Raw genomic sequence first — 20,507 nt, forward strand, 5'->3', positions numbered from 1 at the left:
CGAATTTACAATATTAAGAAAATACAAAAAAGAGTATTATTACCTAAATGTTCCAGTATATTCCGTATCTAAATTCCTATTTTGATAGAGAAAATAATTCAAATAAAATGAAAATGCGGAAACAACTAAAGAGGATAAAAGAAACTGTGTCAAAAGTAATAAAAAAAGGTATTAGATAAGAATAAAAAAATAAGGTAAACTAGTTTAAAAGTAAGAAGAATATTCAGAACTTAATTGATGAGACATAGAGAGTATTCACTTAAAAAACAAAGGCTGGTGGGAAATATTGATAAAAAATAGGGAGGGTGTACGAAAAGCAGCGGCGGTAGCGGGTCTTCTGCTTGTAGGGGTGTACATCGTCTTTCAAACAATGGCATTTTTTAAAGGAGCATATGCTCTTAGCAGTTTGATAAAAGATAGTTTACTAGTGGGCGTAACGGCTGGAACGTTTTATTTACTTCATAAGCGTTCGGTTCATACCCAGGTGTCTGATGAACAGTATCAGCTTGCTACATTAATAAATTCAATGCCAGATTTTATTTGTTTCAAAGATGGGGCTGGCAAATGGGTGGCGGTGAATGATTTTGGAAGAGAACTTTATCATTTAAAGGGTATTGATTACAGGGGTAAAACCGATGCAGAACTTGGGGAGCTTGTCCCTTTCTTTCAAGCTGCTTTCTTACACTGTATTTCATCGGATGAAGAAGCTTGGAGGAAAAAGGAAAAGGTACGTACGGAAGAAGCGTTTGAAATACCAAACGGCGAGGTCAAAACATTTGATGTTATTAAAGTACCTGTGTTTTTTGATGATGGCTCAAGAAAAGCTCTTATCACAATTGGACGAGATATCACTCAGCAAAAGCTTGCAGAAGCGCTTCTGATAAAAAAGGAAAAGCTGTCTGTAGTAGGCGAATTAGCTGCTGGAATTGCTCATGAAATTAGAAATCCGCTTACGAGTATTAAAGGGTTTGTTCAGCTCATGAAAGAAACAGACCGATCCGCAATAGGGTATGCTAACATCATGCTTGATGAGCTGGAACGAATTAATGGTATTGTCAGTGAAATGCTCCTTTTGTCAAAACCTGAAAGTGAACATTTTCGCGTGTTTTCTCTTACAGAAGCGGTTAAGTATGTAATGAGTTTAACTTCCCATGAAGCTTTATTGAAAAACATTGACTTCTTATACGATGAACAAACAAATAACGCTAGTGTGTATGGAAATAAAAATCACCTTATTCAAGTATTACTTAATGTTTTTAAAAACGCAATTGAAGCCATGGATAGGCCTGGAAATATTTACATTACAATCAAAACAGCGCAGGATAACCATATTTTTATAGAAGTTAGAGATGAAGGAGTAGGAATTTCTAAAGATCGTCTAGAACATATAGGAGAACCGTTTTTTACTTTAAAAGAAAAAGGAATGGGGCTTGGATTAACAATCAGCTCCAAAATTATTCATGATCATCACGGTACCCTGCAGATTGAGAGTGAACAGAACAAAGGGACGATTGTTAAAATCCGACTGCCTCTGTATGTCGAAGATACGGCGGTTTTTGCAAGCAAATGAAATGTTGTAAACGAAAAGTAATGAAAACGTCATCCATTTCTTATTGCTAAACGCAGCCGTACATGATGTAATAAAAGAAACGAACATGTCAGGAAGGTAGCAAAATGAGACGTGCAGATCAAAAAATTATATTACCGTATACACCGGAAAATTTAAGAATGCTATTGCTTCAAGTATGTGACGGAGAAAATCCGTTTTCCCATCAGGACCTTACGTATTGGTGTGATAAATATACTCTCCATTATTATGAGTATGAAGCGGATGAAACGCAGTGGATGAATGATATGCAGCAGACAGATAATAGACAAGATCTAGCTAAATCCTATGCCATTGCTAAAGATATTGGCTGGCAGTGGTACTTTTATATGGCTAGAGGGACGACGCTATCTGATATTCAATATGTCGAGCTTCACGAACTAGAATTACCCAGACATTTGTTTGTAAAATGGCTAAATGAATTATATGAAATGTAATCCTATATATGAATTGTAGTACATCCGGTGTAATGAAAGAAAGACCATCTCTGGTAACGGGGCAAAAGACCACTGAAGTACATACAAGCGTAAAATAGAAAGCTAAGGAAAATCCTTAGCTTTTTTGTTTTGTCAAAATTATTCAAAAAAACTATCTTCAGGAAAAAACATAAAACCTAGTTGACTTATTGGTATTGTTATATTATAAGTAATAGAGACATGATTTATGGAAAAAATTACAGGGGGAACATCTATGAATAACTTATTAGTCATCCTAAACATCCTCATTATGCTCGCATTGCTTGCGGGGCTGTTTATGATGCAGAAAAAGCATGTATCATTTTCAAAGCGTGTGTTTACAGCGCTTGGACTAGGGATTATTTTTGGCTTTGCTCTTCAGTGGGTGTATGGTCCGACTCATGAAGTAACGATGACGACCGCCGATTGGTTTAGCATTGTAGGAAGCGGATATGTTAAGTTTCTGCAAATGATTGTTATGCCGCTTGTATTTGTATCGATTGTAGCGGCATTCACTCGCTTAAAATTGACGAGCAATATTGGAAAGATTAGTAGTTTAATTATTGGGATTTTGCTTGTCACAACAGCGATAGCAGCTGCAATTGGTATTTTTACAACAACGAGCTTTAATTTAGAATCTGTCCAAATTACAAAAGGGGAAGCGGAACTTCAGCGCGGAGAGGACTTAGAAAATAATTTATCTAGTTTAGAAGCAAAAACAATCCCGCAGCAAGTAGTAGAATTATTACCTGCTAACCCATTTCTTGATTTAACAGGCGCACGTTCAACTTCCACGATTGGAGTTGTCATCTTTGCGGCATTTGTTGGAATTGCGTATTTAGGCGTGAAGCGTAAAAAGGCTGAGGAAGCGGCGTTATTTTCAAAAATTATTGATACGCTTTATGCAATTGTAATGCGTGTAGTGACGCTAATTCTTCGGTTAACTCCTTATGGAGTACTCGCAATTATGACCAAAACAGTAGCAACGAGTGATATTGATGCAATTGTTAAACTTGGAAAATTTGTTGTAGCATCCTATGTCGCATTGGCAGCTATGTTTATTGTTCATTTAGTTATTCTAACAATCATCGGTGTAAATCCGATCACATATGTTAAGAAAGTATTTCCTGTATTGGCTTTTGCTTTTACTTCCCGTACAAGTGCTGGAGCATTACCTTTGAATGTTAATACACAAACAAGACAGTTAGGGGTTCCAGAAGGAATTGCGAATTTCGCAGGTTCATTTGGTCTTACAATTGGTCAAAACGGATGCGCTGGAATATATCCAGCTATGTTAGCCGTTATGATTGCACCAACGGTAGGTATTGATCCCTTAACGCCTTCATTTATTTTCACGTTGATTGCCATTGTAGCAATTAGTTCGTTTGGCGTAGCAGGCGTTGGCGGAGGAGCGACATTTGCGGCTTTACTTGTATTATCTTCTATGAATTTGCCCGTAGCGCTAGCAGGCTTATTAATTTCAGTAGAGCCATTGATTGATATGGGGCGTACGGCGCTTAATGTAAGTGGAAGCATGACAGCCGGAGTCGTCACTAGTAAATTAACAAAAGAGCTAGATACAAACGTATATAACGATCAAACTATCTCACCTGAAACAGCAGAAGTGTAAAAGAGATACGTCATCCATAGTTAACATTGTTAACTATGGATTTTTTTTCTTTATCGACATAAAATAGGAAAAAATACTTATGATAACGCTTTCAAAAAAAGGTTATAGTGAAAAATGTGTACGTACTTTATTTTACGGGAGGGTTTTCATTGAAATGTAGTTGGACTAAATATGCAATGGTACTGATGGCTTTACTCTTACTAGTAAGCTCTTTTTTTAGCCCATTTATGCAATCGTTTGCATCTGCAGCAGACTCAACTAAAATCACGATTCACTATCAGCCTGCTCCAAATGATACAAAGGAATGGGGATTATGGGTTTTTCCTGAAGGAGGAGAAGGGAAGCCTTACGTATTTACAGAGGAAGATCAATTTGGAAAAGTAGCGGAAGTTGAATTACCCGGTATTTATGACAAAGTAGGTTTTATTGTTCGAACAGAGTCGTGGGAAAAAGATGGAGGAGACCGCTTCGTTTCGGTGGAGAACGGTGAAGGAGAAGTATGGGTGAAAAGTGGAGATGAACATACATATACGTCTCCTCCTGACGGTGAATACCGAGATTTACCGAAGTTTGATAAAGTAAACGTTACCTTAAATTATCATCGGTACGACGGAGATTACAGCGGGTGGAACATTTGGACATGGCCAGGTGATGAAAAAGAAGGGAAGCAAATCGAATTTACGGAAGACACGAATTTTGGGAAGAGGGCGACCTACGCCATTAACAGTGGAAGTGGTAATTTATTTGACAAAATTGGTTTTATTGTACGCCATTCTACTAGTGACAGCGATTGGGAAAATAAAGACGGAGGAGAGCGCTTTATTACCAAGGTTGGTAAAGATGGGAATGTAGAAGTATGGATTGTTCAAGGACAAAATCGAATTTATTATGATAGAGCTGGAGTAGATATCACTCGGAAAATCACGAAAGCGACTATGGATACATTTAATCAAATCACCTTAGAAACAAACGTGCCGTTTGACTCTTCTAAGAGTTTAGGAGACATTGAAATTGACGGAGCTCAAATTGAGAAAGTGATACCTTATAAAGAGGGAGAAGACGCTGCTACTACTAAAGTTAAAATCATAACAAAACAGCCTTTGGACGTTACAAAAACGTATAAAGTGAAGCAAAAAGGCTACGGCTCAGCTGATGTAGTCAATGGAAATGTCGTTCGCACGAAAGAATTTGACGAAAAGTATGCATATAGCGGAAACGATTTAGGAAACACGTATTCTAAGAAACAAACAAATTTTCGCGTATGGGCTCCAACCGCAAGCGAAGCCAAGCTAGTGACTTATTCATCATGGAACTCCAAAGCTGTAAAAGAAATTTCTATGATCAAAAGTGAAAAAGGAACGTGGAAAGCGGAGTTAAAAGGAAATCATGATGAACTAATTTATACGTACAAAGTGAAAATTGGGAACAGCTGGAGCGAAGCGGTTGATCCATATGTACGAGCAACAACGGTGAATGGAGATCGCGGAGTTGTCGTAGATTTGGCTAAGACAAATCCGAGAAAGTGGAGTGCAAATAAGCCGAAATTTAAAAATCCAGAAGATGCGATTATCTATGAACTGCACGTACGAGATTTATCGTCTCAAAAAGAGAGTGGTATCAAAAATAAAGGAAAATATTTAGGCGTAGCGGAGTGGAATACGAAAGGACCAAATGGAGTAAAAACAGGACTCAGTCATATTAAAGATTTAGGTGTGACGCACGTTCAGTTCCTGCCTATTTACGATTATCGTACGGTGGATGAAACGAAATTAAACGAGCCGCAGTTTAACTGGGGATATGATCCGAAAAATTACAACGTCCCAGAAGGTTCCTATTCAACAAACCCATATAATCCTAAGACGAGAATCATTGAGCTTAAACAAATGATTCAAACGCTTCATGATAAGCAGCTTCGTATGGTAATGGACGTGGTTTATAATCATGTGTATGCAGTGAGTGAGCATAGCTTTGATAAATTAGTTCCAGGCTACTACTTCCGTTATAAGGAAGATGGAACTTTATCCAACGGAACAGGTGTTGGAAACGACACGGCGTCTGAACGGAAGATGGTTCGGAAGTTTATTGTAGATTCTATTGCGTATTGGGCAAAAGAGTACCACATTGATGGGTTTCGATTTGATTTAATGGGGATTCACGATACAAAGACAATGAATGAAGTGAGAAAGAAGTTAGATGAAATTGACCCTTCCATTATCGTCTTAGGAGAGGGCTGGGATCTAGGAACCGAGCTTGATGCTAAGCTAAAAGCTAATCAGAAAAACGCTCAGGATATGAAGCGCATCGCTCATTTTAATGACGGTATGCGAGATGGTCTTAAAGGCAGCGTATTTTTTGATCATGACAACGGATTTGTTAATGGAAAACAGGGGCAAGAAAAGCTCATACAGCAAAGTATAGCAGCTGGAATAGATTATGATCATTCCACTGCCACGTATGAAGACCCGGATCAAGTTGTGACGTATGTAGAAGCTCACGATAACCATACGTTATGGGATAAGCTTCAGCTGACGAACCCTGCTGACACCGAGCAAACGAAAAAGCAAATGCATAAGCTTGCTTCTTCTATTATTTTAACATCTCAAGGAATGAACTTTATACATGCAGGTCAAGAGTTTATGAGAACAAAAGGCGGAGATCATAATAGCTATCAGTCACCCGATTCTGTCAATCAGCTAGATTGGAAGCGCCGAGCAGCTTTCAGCCAAGAAGTAGATTATATGAAGGGACTTATTGCGCTTCGAAAGCAATATTCCTCATTTAGAATGACGAGTGCACAGGCTATTCATCAAAATTTACGCTTTGTTGATGCACCAGCAAACGTAGTAGGTTATACGTTAAATGCTAAAGCCAATAAAGATAAAGCAAACGAAATAATGGTGATTCATAATGCAAATAAACAAGCTCAAACGGTTCATCTGCCTTCTAACAGAACGTGGAGATTACTTGTTGACGGCGAGCAGGCAGGAACAAAAACGCTCCGTACGGTGAAAGGAAATACAGTAAATGTTTCGCCTCTTTCGACATTTGTGCTAGTAAGATAAATTTTAGATAACTAGAATACATGTAGAAAAATTCAGAATATTGTATGCGAAATTGTTGATTTTACTAGATAACATGGTAAAATATTCATTGTTAGCGTTTTCGAAATTCGTGGGGAGGTATGTATTTGATGCAAAATCTTGGAGCGAAAAAAGTTGAAATGAGTCCGAAAGTAGTGGAGTTTTTAAAAGGAGTTAAACAGCTATACATTAACGGCGAATGGGTAGACTCTGTTTCGGGAAAAACGTTTGAAACAGTAAACCCAGCAACGGGTGAAAAGTTGGCAGATGTAGCTGAAGCAAATCCAGAGGATATTGATCGTGCCGTCAGAGCGGCTAGAGAAGCCTTTGATCATGGACCTTGGACAAAGATGTCAGCAGCTGAAAGAAGTCGACTTATTTATAAATTAGCTGATTTAATGGAAACACATCAATTGGAGCTTGCGCAGCTTGAAACGCTTGATAACGGAAAACCAATTCGTGAAACATCAAATGCAGACATTCCATTAGCAATTGAACATTTCCGCTACTTTGCTGGATGGTCAACTAAAATGGTTGGACAAACTATTCCTGTGCAAGGAGCGTATTTTAACTATACAAGATATGAACCAGTAGGAGTTGTTGGCCAAATTATTCCGTGGAACTTCCCGCTTTTAATGGCCGCTTGGAAGCTCGGAGCTGCTTTGGCAACTGGATGTACAATTGTGCTCAAACCAGCAGAGCAAACGCCGCTTTCTGCACTTTACTTGGCCCGACTAGCCGATGAAGCAGGGTTCCCAAAAGGCGTGCTAAACATTGTGCCAGGCTACGGGAAAACAGCAGGTGAATCGCTCGTTCATCATGATCTTGTCGATAAAATTGCTTTTACAGGATCTACTGCTGTCGGAAAAGCAATTATGAAGCAAGCTAGCGACTCCTTAAAGCGTGTGACGTTAGAGCTTGGAGGTAAATCACCAAACATTATCCTCCCGGATGCAGACTTAACAAAAGCAGTTCCTGGTGCGCTTTCAGGTATTATGTTTAATCAAGGACAAGTATGTTGTGCTGGAAGTCGTCTGTATGTCCAAAAAAGCTTATATGATAATGTCGTAGCTGATTTAGTTTCTCAAACGAAATCTATTAAACAAGGAAATGGATTAGCAGATGAGACGACAATGGGTCCGCTTGTATCTGCGCAGCAGCAAAAACGAGTGAAAACCTATATTGATAAAGGAATTGAAGAAGGAGCGGAAGTACTCGCAGGAGGAAACATTCCATTTGATCAAGGCTATTTCGTAGAACCGACTATCTTTGCAGATGTCGATCATTCAATGACGATTGCTCGTGAAGAAATCTTTGGTCCGGTTGTAGCTGCTATGCCGTTTGATGATCTCGATGATTTAATTGCCAAAGCAAATGATACAGCATATGGTCTAGCAGCGGGCGTCTGGACACAGGATTTAAAGAAAGCACACTATATTGCTCATGGTATTAAAGCAGGTACAGTTTGGGTGAACTGTTACAACGTATTTGATGCAGCAAGCCCGTTTGGAGGCTATAAACAGTCGGGAATTGGTCGTGAAATGGGAAGCTATGCGCTTGATAACTACACTGAAGTGAAAAGCGTATGGATCAATATGGAATAATAAGTAAGAATTTTTGTGGAAATCAATAGCATATCTTTGTGTGAAAAAGAGTAGTCTTTAGTGGACTACTCTTTTATTTGTTTAAGTCCCGCATTTTTAGAAAAGGAGTGATAACATTGCCGGTTATACAGGGCCCCTCGTCGTATAAGCTTACCGGTCACCTGCAAAAGTTTAGAGAGAACCCACTGGGTTTTTTGGAAAACTTGACTCAGTATGGAGAAATTGCAACATTTAGAGTTGCGCACAAACGCTTTTATGTAACGAGAGACCCTCAACTTATTAAAGATGTAGTCATTACAAACAGCAAGGCGTTTCAAAAAATTAAACTAACGCATATGTTTAAAACGCTGCTAGGCGAAGAAATGTTATGGACAGATGAAGCATTATATATGAGCCCCATTCAACCCTCACAACTAAAACAACATCTAACTTATAACAAGGAAGCAATCGCAAAAATAATTGAAAAGCATACGGAAACGTGGGAAGAAGGGCAGCTTCGAACGATAGTAAAAGACATAAGACAGATAGTCGTAGCTGTACTCCTTCAACTTGTATTTGGCATTTCGATTGAGGAGAAAGATAAAATTCACTATGTTCAAGCGCTTATGAGAAAAAAAGAAAAGTTAGGCAAAATTTATATTCGTCTACCTTTGCACCAGCTTGACTCAGATGAGCAGCTAGAACAACTCCTTTTTGAACGCGTTCAAATGCGTGTTCAAAACAAAACCGAAGGAAATGATTTACTGCAGTATATATTGAATTCTTACGGAGAAGACAGCGATGAAAGAGAAATATATGAACAGCTAAATTCTATATTCCTTTCGATGTATGAAATGATTACGCACGTATGCAGCTGGTCTATTCATTTACTGTCTCAAAATACTAGGGAGCACCTTCAGCTGCATAAAGAAATTCAAGCCTATGCTAGCGGCGAATCACTTTCAACCAAAAATCTGACCTATATGCGCAAAATAATTGCTGAAAGCATGAGGTTGTATCCGCCTCTTTGGCTATTTGGGCGTCAAGCACGTGAAGATATACAAATAGATGGCTACAGTATCAAAAAAGGGGAGATTATGTTAATCAGCCCTTATATGATGCATCGCCATGAAGATTATTTTTTAGAGCCAAGTGAATTTTTACCTGACCGTTTTGAAAAAGGAGGGTCCATTGATGTCCCAAGCTATATGTATATGCCGCTTGGGATTGAGCATCAAGCGGAAAGGGGCATGGACTATATCACTGAAATAGTAACCATTTTTCTGTCAGAAATGACAAAGCGCTTTTTATTTCAGCTGACTGAGCCTGAATCTATTGCTCCGATGGCGGGCGTAATGCTGAATATGAAAGAAGAACTGAAGGTGAATGTTCACAAAGTTCACGCGCAGTCTTGAATGAACGGGAATACTTTCCCTCTTTATATCAGGCTGTCAATTTATTGACACATCCTGCATTGAGATTTATCATAGGGTAATATTTGATAGAGATTACTGAAGGATTTTTAGAGGGGACTATGGATAAAACAATTAAACAGTTAGTGTCGCTAGTTGAAACATCATTACTAACGCAAGTTACGATTCAAAGTGAAAGTGACTATGATCCAGTTGAAGTTACGAACAAAACAAAAGAGTGGGTACTTATTGGTAAAGGAAACTATGCGGGTGTGTTTACGCACGAAAATTATCCTGAATTTGTCGTGAAAGTATACGGAAGAGAAATTTATGGTGTAAAGAAAGAAGCGCAAGTGTATAGAAAGCTGGGCGTTCACCCAGCTTATTCTCAACTTTTTCATGAGGGAAAGACGTACTTGATTTTAAAAAGACTTACAGGCGTTACCTTGTATGATGCCATCCAGCGGGGAATAAAGATTCCAGAACAAGTCATAAAAGATGTGAACGCAGCTTTGGACTATGCAAGAAGCCAAGGTTTAAACCCGTATGATGTGCATGGTAAAAATGTCATGATGAAAGATGGAAGAGGGTATGTGGTGGATATCTCTGACTTTTATAAAGAAGGTATTGATAAAAAATGGACAGACCTTGTAAAAGCTTATTACACCTTTTATCCGACTATTGATAAGTACCATATCCGCTTGCCGTACCCGCTTTTAAACGTTATCAGAAAAGCATATCGTCTATATCGTAGAATCAAATCAAAAAGGAGTTTCCGCTAAAGGGAACTCCTTTTTAAGATGAAATACAGCGCAATACATGCTGCTGCTCAAAAGTTGGTTTTAATTTGAATAGAATGGTTTGTAGTATTTCAGATTGATAGACAAATTTTAGCGTATGTTTAAGGGAAAGAGGATGTAAGAAAGAACGTATTCTTTTTTCAGCATAACGTATCACCTGTTCTTCATAAAATAAAGTACGTGCGGAGATTTTAGCGTGAATGTCTTTTGTTAGTTCGATTGTAAACTGGATAATCAATAAATCAGTGTCTTTACAGTATTTTTCTAGTAGCATGATATCACCTCCATTTTGTCAACTCATTTACATAATCTTAATATAAAATTTACAAATGTCAATAAGACACGGAAAAATAAATGGTAAGACTGTTCTTTTTATATGTTGAATAAACAAGAACGTGACAGAGGTGAATAAACTTGAACATTAACGTCGGATTTGCCATTTTAGCTGATATTGATAATAAGATGACGGCTGCTATTTATGTGGAAAATCAAATTGTAGCGATTATAGCTGGACCTTCAGATATTCTGTATGAAAAGTTGAAAAAAGTGTTTTTATAATAGAGAAAAGCTGTAATTATAAATATGATTCATAAAAGGCTTAAAAATTCTATGAAATAGTCGAAATAAAAGATGAGGATAAAATACACAAAAAGAAAGAACAGGAAGTTAAGGATAGGAGAATTACATATGGATAAAACATCTTTTATTGGACTGATTTTAGGAATAGCCTCTCTTATTGTAGGTATGTTTTTCAAAGGGGTTAATCCATCTGTGTTAGGAAATCCCGCTGCTATTTTAATTATTATTGTCGGAACCGTCGGAGCAGTAGTGATTGCATTTCCTTCAAATGAAATCAAAAGAGTCCCAAAACTGTTTGGTGTCCTGTTTAAAGAACAAAAAATGCTGCAGCCCGTTGATTTAGTATACATGTTTTCTGAATGGGGACAAGTTGTTCGAAAAGAAGGGTTACTATCACTTGAAGCCCAAATTATTGATGTAGATGACCCTTTCTTAAAAAATGGTTTGAATTTAGCTATTGATGGTCAAAGTGCGGATTATATACGAGACGTGTTGTCTGAAGAAATTGATGCTATGGAAGAAAGACATCAAACGGGTGCAAGTATTTTCGCTTTAGCAGGTACATATGCTCCAACTCTGGGTGTACTTGGAGCTGTTATAGGGTTAATTGCTGCGCTTGGGAACATGGAAGATACAGATACGCTAGGACATGCAATCAGCGCGGCGTTTGTTGCTACGCTTCTTGGTATTTTTACTGGGTATGTACTATGGCATCCGTTTGCAAATAAACTAAAGCGTAAATCGAAACATGAAGTAAAGGTAAAGTATATGATGATCGAAGGAGTGCTTTCACTTTTAGAAGGAGAAACGCCAAAAGTAATTGAGCAAAAGCTGGCTTCTTATTTGCCAACAGCGGAACGTAAAAAGCTTCTTCAAGAAAGTGAAGTGGGCATAAATGAGTAGACGCAGAAAACGAAAGCATGAAGAGGACCATGTTGACGAAAGCTGGCTGCTTCCTTACTCAGATTTGCTTACACTTTTACTTGCTTTATTCATTGTATTGTTTGCAATGAGCTCAGTGGATGCGCAGAAATTTAAGAACCTTTCTCGCGCATTTAATGAAGCGTTCGTTGGAGGAACGGGCGTGATGGAATTTCAATCTCTGCAGGAATCTGAAGAAGCGGTTCAGCCTTCAAATACCCCTGCAGCTAAAAGTACGGAAAAAACAAATGAAGTGGAGACAGCCCCCAATCAGTCTCCTGCTTCTTCACAATCGTTAACGAGCGAACAAAAAGAGCAAACCATTCGAGAAGCTGATCAAGAAGAGCTTCAGCAAATTCAATCTAAAATTAATGCGTATATTCAAAAGAAAAACCTAACAAATCAATTACAGACTTCGCTAACTGATGAAGGTCTCTTAATTTCCATTCGAGACAATGTATTGTTTGATTCGGGAAGAGCGCAGGTTCGAAGTGAAGATACAAAAATCGCCAATGATATTTCAGAGCTTTTGGTGATTGACCCTCCTCGTAATATCATTATTAGCGGTCACACTGATAACGTACCTATTCGCAACGCTGGTTTTGAATCCAACTGGGAGTTAAGCGTGATGAGAGCAGTTAACTTTATGAAAGTTATCTTGAAAAACGATAAGCTTAATCCAAGCATGTTCAGTGCAAAAGGATTTGGAGAGTTCAAACCGGTGACATCTAATAATACAGCAGAGGGACAAGCGAAAAATAGGAGGGTTGAAATATTGATTACTCCTCGTACAATTAAACAGCCGTAAAAGCAGGACTGCTTTTACGGCTGTTTTTCTATGTGTTATAAAGCTAAGAGTCTTCTCTTTTCAAAGTTTCCTCGTACTAACTTGAGATCCATTCCATCTAAAATCAAGTCAATGAGAGCTCCTTTAAAGACATCCGCTGTTTTTTTCTTATCATTGGACTGCAAATATTGCACGCGATACCACTTGTCTTCAACTTGAAAGTACATAAAACGTCCATGCGTAAAGTCAATCCAAAACTTTGTAGGTTGTCCATTGAGATTTTTATAAACATATCCCCAGCTTCGACCTTGGTGAGAGTCCTTCATTTTAGGGCGAGCTGTATTAAATACTTCGTAATATACTTTGTGCTTAATATCATAGAGCATCATATGACAGTCCTCCTATCTATAGACGTGCTAGTAGGTAAAGATATATTTGCATACAACAAGTATACTCAGCTGAAAGGAATCGTAGACTACTTTTTTGAGACAAGCAGAAATGCAGTTAAATGAAAAAGACAGTTTAAATTAGCTCAATCATTCCGCTTTTTTTATACTGTAAGTAAATGCGTTAAATAAGGAGGAAAAAATGAGACGAGTAGGAATAGTAGGTGCTGGAATGGCGGGCCTTACAGCAGCGGCTGAATTACAAAAAGAAGGAATAGAGGTCTTTCTTCTTGATAAGGGTAAAAGTGTAGGGGGACGAATGGCTACCCGAAGAGTAGGAGAGGGAAAAGCAGATCACGGAGCTCAATTTTTTACAGTGAGATCCGATGAATTTCAACAAGACGTAAATAAATGGATAGCTGATAGAAAGGTTAAGAAGTGGTTTGGTGACCATCATCCTCGGTATCAAAGTATGAATGGGATGAATGCGCTAGCTAAATATTTAGCTGAAGATTTACGCGTATACGTGAATCGAAAAGTTCAAGCTATTGATTTTCGAAACGGAAGGTATCAGCTGTATACAGAAGAAAATGAGATTTTTGAAGCGACTGATATCATTTTTACACCTCCGTCTCCTCAGGTTATTGAGGTGCTTAATAACAGTAGGTTACAGGCGGGGCGATCTATCCTTAACACACTGAAATTTAGTCCTTGCTTGGTTGCTATCGTAGAGCTTTACACAGAGATGCTGTATGGTGATCATGGTCAAATCACGAATCCTTATGGCACAATCCAAAGAATCGTTAATCATGAGCAAAAAGGAATATCAAAGACGCCCGTTCTTAGCATATATATGAATAAAGACTGGTCAGAAAAACATTTTGATGAACATGAACATGAGCTACTGCGGGCGATAAAAAATGAAATAAAAGAATGGATAGGTGCAAATCATATTAAAAGCATTCAGTTAAAGAAATGGCGCTATGCAGAGGCTGAACAAGTTCTTCATCAGCCCTTTGCTAAAATTATGCCGTCGCTACTGGTGGCAGGAGATGCTTTTTTAAGAAGGGAAGACGAAACAAATCACTCACGGTTAGAGAGCGCATATTTGTCAGGGAAATCGGCAGCCGCTGAATTAATGGGAAAGAACATCTAGAAAAAGGAGGGACCAAGAAGTGAAAAATAATTGGATAATGAAACAAACGTGGAAAGATTTACTGTTTATTCATTGGCCTGTAGATCCGGCATTTTTGGCTTCTTTATTGCCTAGTCAGTTAGAGCCTGACACCTATGATGGTCAAGGATGGATTGCACTTGTGCCTTTTACGATGACAGACATTCGATTTAAAGGAACGCCCGCAGTTCCTATCTTTTCACGGCTATATGAGCTGAATGTGCGTACATATGTTACATATAAAGGGGAAAAAGGCGTTTATTTTTTTAGTTTAGACGCAAGCAATCCACTAGGGGTATGGATTGCTCGTCAGTTTTTTCATTTGCCTTATTACCACGCTGCTATGACATTCAACAAAACTCAGAACCATATTTCTTTTCAGTCAGTTCGAACGCACAGAGACTCACAAAAAGAGCGAGTAAAGCTTACATATAGAGGTATTTCTCCGTCCTATCGCAGTAGAGAAGGAGAATTAGCTCATTGGCTTACAGAGCGCTACTGCTTATTTACCACTCATCAAGGAAATGTCTACAGAGGAGATCTTTATCATGACCCTTGGGAACTGCAAAAAGGAGAGTGTGAAATAAGAGATGATTCTATCACTCAGCCTTTTTTGCGTCCGGCGGACCATCATGATTTAACTGTACACTACGCAAAGAAAGTAACCGCTTATTTTTACCCTTTTAAAAAAGTATAGGTATCAAAACAAAATTAAAAAATCTTCATAGCCTTCTTCTTTAAGCTTCTCTTTTGGAATAAAGCGCAGAGCCGCGGAATTCACTTGATAGTATTCGCTGTTTTCTTCTGTTAAAAGTAAACCCAGATAGTTATCTCCTTCTTTGCTTTTTAGCGCTGTTGAATGCTGCGCCGGCACTCTTTTTATGTTTCCGTATAAGATAGGGCGCTTAAAAATGGGCCAGCCTGTATGAGAAGGAAGCTGATCTGACGTTTTGAACAGTGCTTCTCCAGTTAGAAGGTCAACGTAAATTCCTTGTTTTTTGTTATTCCAATATAAATTTGTAAAAGGAGGTTCGGTACCGTTTTCCTGTGTAACAAAATATTGCATAGGCGTTAGGATCTTTTTGAGGTAAGAGCGGTCCTTGGGCCAATGCTGCGTCAGAAAATCAGTGCGCCCCGAGCCTTCTTTGTATAATTTATAGTGAAATGCATTTTTTCGATAATAATCCTGATGCTGCTCTTCGGCTTCGTAAAAAGAAGAAAAAGGTAAAATAGGTGTGACGATAGGATTGTTAAAACGTCCGCTTTGGGCAAGCTTTCTTTTAGAATCGAGAGCCGCTTCTTTTTGCTTTTCGTTATGATAAAAGATGATGGCTCGATACGATGGTCCGCGGTCTGAAAACTGTCCGGCGGAATCCGTAGGGTCAATTTGCTGCCAATACAGGTTAAGCAGATCTTCAAACGTAATTTGAGAAGGATCCCATACAATTTGCACGGCCTCTACGTATTCGTTTTCCTTTTCTACAAGAGCAGAAGCTTTAGAAGTGATTTGTTTATCTCTAGCGTAGCCCGAGCGGATACTGCTGATTCCTGTAAGCTGATCAAAAGGAGCGACCATGCACCAAAAGCATCCTCCTGCAAACGTTGCATATTCTTTCATATTACTTTCCTCTTTTCGTTGAATAAAATAAATGAAAATATATTTATATATTAAAATGTATAAACAAACAGAAAGCGCTTTATAATGAGTCTTGTAAGAAAGCACATTCTTATGGTATTATGACCACTGGATAAAAGAAAATGGCTTATTGTTTACGCGAGTATCCTTATTTTATGTTCTTAAAAAGATGCAGTTTATTGTTTAAGTACTCATAGAAATACATATGTTGGAGCAGTAAGAGGAACAATTAAAAAATAAGGACGTTTTGCTCTTAAACGATACCACATTCCAGAATCTACATACCAGTTTAGGAGGAGCTAGTTTGAACACAACCCGTTTACCATCTATGTGGGAAATAATGATTGTGCTTGCTTTATTTTTAGCAGTTGTTATTTCATTTGCAACTGTTTTGGATTTACCTATTCAGCTCGCTTTATTTATTTCATGGTTTATTGTTATGGCGCTAGGAGTACGACTTGGGTATACGTATAATCAGCTGCAAGGAGCCATTACAAGAGGAATATCAAACGGCTTAGAAGCTATTTTAATTTTATTAGCCGTCGGTACGTTAATTGGAACATGGATTGCCGGAGGAGTTGTTCCTTCTCTTATTTATTTTGGACTAGAGTTTATTAATCCAACATTCTTTTTACTTGCTACACTTATCATTTGCTCTATTACCTCGATTTCAACAGGAACATCTTGGGGAACGGTTGGTACAGCCGGAATCGCGATGATGGGAATCGGACAAGGCTTAGGCATGCCGCTTCCTTTAGTAGCTGGAGCTGTGATTTCAGGAGCTTATTTTGGAGACAAGCTTTCTCCTCTTTCTGACAGTACCATTTTATCTGCGTCAATGGCTCGAGTGAACGTTATTGATCATGTAAAAGCAATGTTAGTGTTGGATATTCCTGCTTACGTCATTACGGCAGTATTATTTACGGTAACAGGATTTATGTATGGAGGAAAAGATTTTGATGCCGGACGGGTAGACGGATTAAAATCTTCGCTGTTGGATACATTCCATATCAGCGGGTGGATGCTGATTCCGGCTTTGGCTGTTATTGTCCTTTTAGCATTAAAGAAACCTTCTCTTCCATCAATTGCGATTGGCTCGTTATTAGGAATTATATGGGCAGTTGTCTTTCAACATATGGATGTGGCGAGCGCATTTAATACGGCTTATGAAGGATTTAAAATTAATACCGACAACACATTTTTAAGTGAGCTGTTAAATCGTGGCGGAATTTTAAGCATGGTCGGTTCCATTATTGTCATTATTTTTGGACTAGGATTTGGCGGGTTATTAGATGAGCTCGGTGTCTTAGAAGTCCTGCTATCTAAATTCGAAAAAATTCTTGTCAATTCAGGAAACGTTACGGCTTCTACTATTTTCGTTGGATTATTAGGGAATATATTTGGTTGTGCAATGTATGTTTCATTAATTTTAACACCGAAAATTATGGAGAAAAGTTATGACAAGTTAAGAATACAGCGTCTAGTGCTTGCCCGTAACTCAGAAGTAGGGGGAACCTTAACTTCAGGGATGGTTCCGTGGACGGACAACGGTGTATTTTTAGCTACAACGCTTGGGATTTCTACATTCGCTTATCTGCCGTTTATGTGGCTCAGCTTTGTCTCTATTATTTTGGCGATTATTTACGGATATACTGGGAAATTCATTTGGTACGTAAAAGAGGAAAAACAGCGTTCTGCTATAGCAAAATAAAAGAGGCTGCGACAACAGTATGTTAGTTAAAAGAAGATCCGAACGATGAATTAAGATTCTTGATGGAGAATCAACTTCGTTCGGATTTTTTTATTGGTATGATAAACGTAGGTTTCATGTATTTTGTTGCTTCTAGCTGTTGACTGGATTGATTTAGTTATGCCTTAACCTCTTTTTGATCAAATCATTTCTGGATATTCGATTTTCCAGTGGACATTTTGAAGGTAAAGCTGAACATCCGCCTTTTTTTTCTGCTTCAGAAGTTTTAGAATATGGCGGTGATGTTCATTCATCACATGTAAAATGGCGTATAGCTCTTTATTGTCATCGCTAAAGTACGTTTGTCTGATGAATCCGTCTTGTAAAGATATAAGCTGTTCTTTTAAGGTCACATTACCGCATCGGTTCAAATATACTCGATGAAAATACGTTTGGTATTTTTGATAATCCTGATAATTTTCTAATTCAATCGAAACATCAATTTTTTTAATAAGCTCATCCATCTTCGTAAAATCGTCTTCCGTTAAGTGATCAATCGACAGGGAAGCTGCAAGACCATCTAAAGCACCGACGATTTCAAATACTTCTAGTTTTTTTGGTGTATCAATTTCCTTTACGGTAAATCCTCTGCGCGGTCTGTATTCTAATAGGTTGTCTGATGCCAGTTTAATAAGCGCTTCTCTCACAGGCGTTCGGCTGACATTCAGCTGAGAACAAATGCTGGCTTCATTTATTTTGTCGTTAGGCAGCAGTGTACCGTCTTGAATTTGACTTGCTATGTAGTTATATACATGATCTTTTAATGAATGATAAATCATAGGCCCCTTGTTCATTGTTTCCCCCTAAAATAAATATCGCATCAGCCGTTCTTTCTCATCATGTCATGGTGATGAGAGAGTATAAAAATAGCGTGAAAGAACGTACATGTGTAAAAATAATCATATCATATCACTTCGTCTAATCTTAGTTAGAATATAAAAAATAGAATTATTGAAATATTTTTTACTATTGATTGTTGTAAAAAATCTGAAAAATGATATAATCGAAAAAAGATTTAAGAAGTGTATATTGTATACAATATACAAAATTTGTACATATCGAAGAAATAGAGCCTACTTTTTCAGAGAAGAGACTATAGAGAATATGTAAATAAACCAAGTTTTTAGATGGGTTTACTATAAAAAGGAGGTACATAATGGGAGAGAATACAACATCTATGAATCAGTTACAAAGAAAAATGAAAAGCCGTCATTTATTTATGATTTCTCTTGGCGGTGTTATCGGTACGGGGCTGTTTCTTAATTCAGGCTACACAATTAATGCAGCAGGTCCTGGGGGAACACTCCTTGCTTATTTAATCGGTGGATTAATTATGTATTTAGTCATGATATGTCTAGGAGAACTAAGCGTAGCAATGCCTGTGTCAGGATCATTTCAAGTATACGCTACGAAGTTTATCGGGCCGGGAACTGGTTTTGCGGTTGGCTGGCTTTACTGGCTGACTTGGGTGGTGTCTGTCGGTTCGGAGTTTACAGCGTCTGGATTGCTTATGCAAAGATGGTTTCCTGACGTTTCGGTTTGGATATGGAGCGCGCTGTTTGCCCTTTTATTATTTGGTTTAAATGCAACATCTGTACGTTTTTTCGGTGAAACAGAATTTTGGTTTTCAAGTATTAAAGTATTAACCATTATTGTATTTATTATTTTAGGCGCAGCAGCGATGTTTGGATTCATTCCCCTTAGCGGTCATGAAAAAGCGCCGATGCTTTCTCACTTTACAGGAGAGGGCGGTTTATTTCCAAATGGACTTATGCCTGTATTAATTACGATGGTTTCTGTTAGCTTTGCTTTTTCGGGAACAGAATTAATTGGTATTACGGCTGGGGAAACAGAGGATCCGGAAAAGAACATACCTCGCGCAATTAAAAATATCATTTGGCGTACGTTCTTCTTTTTTATTGGCGCCATGTTTGTACTATCTGGATTGATTTCATGGAAACAAGCAGGAGTGTTAGAAAGTCCTTTTGTAACGGTATTCGATCAAATAGGTATTCCTTACGCAGCAGATATCATGAACTTGGTTATTTTAACAGCTTTATTATCAAACGCTAATGCAGGATTATATGCATGTTCGAGAATGCTATGGTCATTATCTGATCAAAAAATGGTCAGCACTTGGTTAGGAAAAGTAACGTCTAAAGGAGTTCCATTTAATTCGTTGCTTATCAGCATGGGAGTGGCATGTCTGTCCTTGCTGTCAAGCGTAGTTGCACCAACAACTGTTTACTTAGTATTAGTTTCTATTTCTGGATTTGCGGTTGTAGCTGTATGGATGGCTATTGCGGCTTCTCACTTTATGTTCAGAAGACGCTATATTAAAGAAGGGAATGATGTATCGAAGCTTGTTTACAAAGCTCCTTTATATCCTATTGTACCTATTTTAGCGTTTGTTTTATGCTTTGCTGCTTGTGTAGGACTGGCTTTTGATGAGAGTCAGCGTATCGCATTATACTGCGGTATCCCCTTTGTCCTTTTTTGTTACTTGTTTTATTATTTGAAAAATAAAAAAGGAAACAGAAAAAACGAAAGTCAGCCTATAGCAAAATAAAAAGCAGAAGACCTAGGTCTTCTGCTTTTTTTGCATACAAAAACACCCTATCCATCCGTACTGGTTAAGTGTCCCGCAACAAGCGAAATTGAATTGGATAGGGTGCGTATCTATATAGTAGAGAAAGAGGCGCCGTTTG

The 20,507-nt window shown here is 38.2% G+C and carries 18 protein-coding genes; 14 read left to right on the top strand and 4 right to left on the bottom strand.

What is annotated here, in order from left to right; translation table 11 throughout:
- Positions 1-286 precede the first annotated feature (286 nt).
- The 7 genes from ACFX4W_RS18730 (at position 287) to ACFX4W_RS18760 (ending at position 10,548) form a co-directional block, all read left to right on the top strand.
- Positions 287-1,570 (top strand): ATP-binding protein, encoded by a 1,284-nt coding sequence (locus ACFX4W_RS18730; RefSeq protein WP_043982065.1) that lies wholly within the window; start codon positions 287-289, stop codon positions 1,568-1,570.
- A 104-nt stretch (positions 1,571-1,674) separates the two neighbouring features.
- Positions 1,675-2,043 carry a hypothetical protein gene (locus ACFX4W_RS18735; RefSeq protein ID WP_013082877.1) on the top strand — a complete coding sequence of 123 codons (369 nt, stop codon included), beginning with the start codon at positions 1,675-1,677 and terminating at the stop codon, positions 2,041-2,043.
- 253 nt (positions 2,044-2,296) lie between these two features.
- Positions 2,297-3,691, top strand: coding sequence for an L-cystine transporter (locus ACFX4W_RS18740; protein ID WP_025752064.1), 1,395 nt, complete (start codon positions 2,297-2,299; stop codon positions 3,689-3,691).
- Positions 3,692-3,840: 149 nt separating this feature from the next.
- Positions 3,841-6,753 (top strand): type I pullulanase, encoded by a 2,913-nt coding sequence (gene pulA / locus ACFX4W_RS18745; protein WP_483879989.1) that lies wholly within the window; start codon positions 3,841-3,843, stop codon positions 6,751-6,753.
- A 128-nt stretch (positions 6,754-6,881) separates the two neighbouring features.
- On the top strand, positions 6,882-8,375 hold the full coding sequence (locus ACFX4W_RS18750; protein WP_280560794.1) for an aldehyde dehydrogenase family protein: 1,494 nt from the start codon (positions 6,882-6,884) through the stop codon (positions 8,373-8,375).
- Positions 8,376-8,482: 107 nt separating this feature from the next.
- Complete coding sequence (locus ACFX4W_RS18755) at positions 8,483-9,769, top strand: cytochrome P450 (protein ID WP_080781701.1); 1,287 nt, start codon at positions 8,483-8,485, stop codon at positions 9,767-9,769.
- Between the two features lie 119 nt (positions 9,770-9,888).
- On the top strand, positions 9,889-10,548 hold the full coding sequence (locus tag ACFX4W_RS18760) for a serine/threonine-protein kinase (RefSeq protein WP_043982069.1): 660 nt from the start codon (positions 9,889-9,891) through the stop codon (positions 10,546-10,548).
- Positions 10,549-10,561: 13 nt separating this feature from the next.
- Here ACFX4W_RS18760 and ACFX4W_RS18765 read toward each other — a convergent pair whose 3' ends face one another.
- Positions 10,562-10,840: a hypothetical protein gene (locus ACFX4W_RS18765; protein WP_013082883.1), complete on the bottom strand. Its 279-nt coding sequence runs from the start codon at positions 10,838-10,840 to the stop codon at positions 10,562-10,564.
- A gap of 140 nt (positions 10,841-10,980) precedes the next feature.
- Here ACFX4W_RS18765 and ACFX4W_RS18770 point away from each other — a divergent pair, with 140 nt between their 5' ends.
- The 3 genes from ACFX4W_RS18770 (at position 10,981) to motB (ending at position 12,874) form a co-directional block, all read left to right on the top strand.
- Complete coding sequence (locus tag ACFX4W_RS18770) at positions 10,981-11,124, top strand: hypothetical protein (RefSeq protein ID WP_014460421.1); 144 nt, start codon at positions 10,981-10,983, stop codon at positions 11,122-11,124.
- Between the two features lie 129 nt (positions 11,125-11,253).
- Complete coding sequence (motA, locus tag ACFX4W_RS18775) at positions 11,254-12,048, top strand: flagellar motor stator protein MotA (RefSeq protein WP_280559518.1); 795 nt, start codon at positions 11,254-11,256, stop codon at positions 12,046-12,048.
- Positions 12,041-12,874 carry a flagellar motor protein MotB gene (gene motB / locus ACFX4W_RS18780; protein WP_014460419.1) on the top strand — a complete coding sequence of 278 codons (834 nt, stop codon included), beginning with the start codon at positions 12,041-12,043 and terminating at the stop codon, positions 12,872-12,874. The genes motA and motB overlap by 8 nt, the downstream gene beginning before the upstream one ends.
- A gap of 35 nt (positions 12,875-12,909) precedes the next feature.
- On the opposite strand, the gene ACFX4W_RS18785 is transcribed toward motB, so the two are convergent.
- On the bottom strand, positions 12,910-13,242 hold the full coding sequence (locus ACFX4W_RS18785) for a hypothetical protein (protein ID WP_043982072.1): 333 nt from the start codon (positions 13,240-13,242) through the stop codon (positions 12,910-12,912).
- 199 nt (positions 13,243-13,441) lie between these two features.
- Here ACFX4W_RS18785 and ACFX4W_RS18790 point away from each other — a divergent pair, with 199 nt between their 5' ends.
- Together ACFX4W_RS18790 and ACFX4W_RS18795 are read left to right on the top strand one after the other, a co-directional pair.
- A complete protein-coding gene (locus tag ACFX4W_RS18790; RefSeq protein WP_280559520.1) occupies positions 13,442-14,395 on the top strand; it encodes an NAD(P)/FAD-dependent oxidoreductase in 954 nt (317 codons plus the stop codon).
- Positions 14,396-14,414: 19 nt separating this feature from the next.
- On the top strand, positions 14,415-15,110 hold the full coding sequence (locus tag ACFX4W_RS18795; protein ID WP_043982075.1) for a YqjF family protein: 696 nt from the start codon (positions 14,415-14,417) through the stop codon (positions 15,108-15,110).
- A 3-nt stretch (positions 15,111-15,113) separates the two neighbouring features.
- On the opposite strand, the gene msrA is transcribed toward ACFX4W_RS18795, so the two are convergent.
- Positions 15,114-16,031, bottom strand: a complete 918-nt coding sequence (gene msrA / locus ACFX4W_RS18800; RefSeq protein ID WP_043982076.1) for a peptide-methionine (S)-S-oxide reductase MsrA — start codon at positions 16,029-16,031, stop codon at positions 15,114-15,116.
- Positions 16,032-16,353: 322 nt separating this feature from the next.
- On the opposite strand from msrA, the gene nhaC reads away from it, so the two are divergent.
- Positions 16,354-17,760 (top strand): Na+/H+ antiporter NhaC, encoded by a 1,407-nt coding sequence (gene nhaC, locus ACFX4W_RS18805; RefSeq protein ID WP_043982077.1) that lies wholly within the window; start codon positions 16,354-16,356, stop codon positions 17,758-17,760.
- Between the two features lie 179 nt (positions 17,761-17,939).
- Here the strand turns inward: nhaC and ACFX4W_RS18810 are convergent, their stop codons facing one another.
- A complete protein-coding gene (locus ACFX4W_RS18810; RefSeq protein WP_034275912.1) occupies positions 17,940-18,593 on the bottom strand; it encodes a GntR family transcriptional regulator in 654 nt (217 codons plus the stop codon).
- Between the two features lie 362 nt (positions 18,594-18,955).
- Here ACFX4W_RS18810 and ACFX4W_RS18815 point away from each other — a divergent pair, with 362 nt between their 5' ends.
- A complete protein-coding gene (locus tag ACFX4W_RS18815) occupies positions 18,956-20,368 on the top strand; it encodes an amino acid permease (protein ID WP_025752074.1) in 1,413 nt (470 codons plus the stop codon).
- The last annotated feature ends 139 nt before the right edge of the window (positions 20,369-20,507 follow it).

Source organism: Priestia sp. YIM B13489, assembly GCF_042787645.1.
In the GTDB taxonomy this organism is placed as follows: domain Bacteria; phylum Bacillota; class Bacilli; order Bacillales; family Bacillaceae_H; genus Priestia; species Priestia megaterium.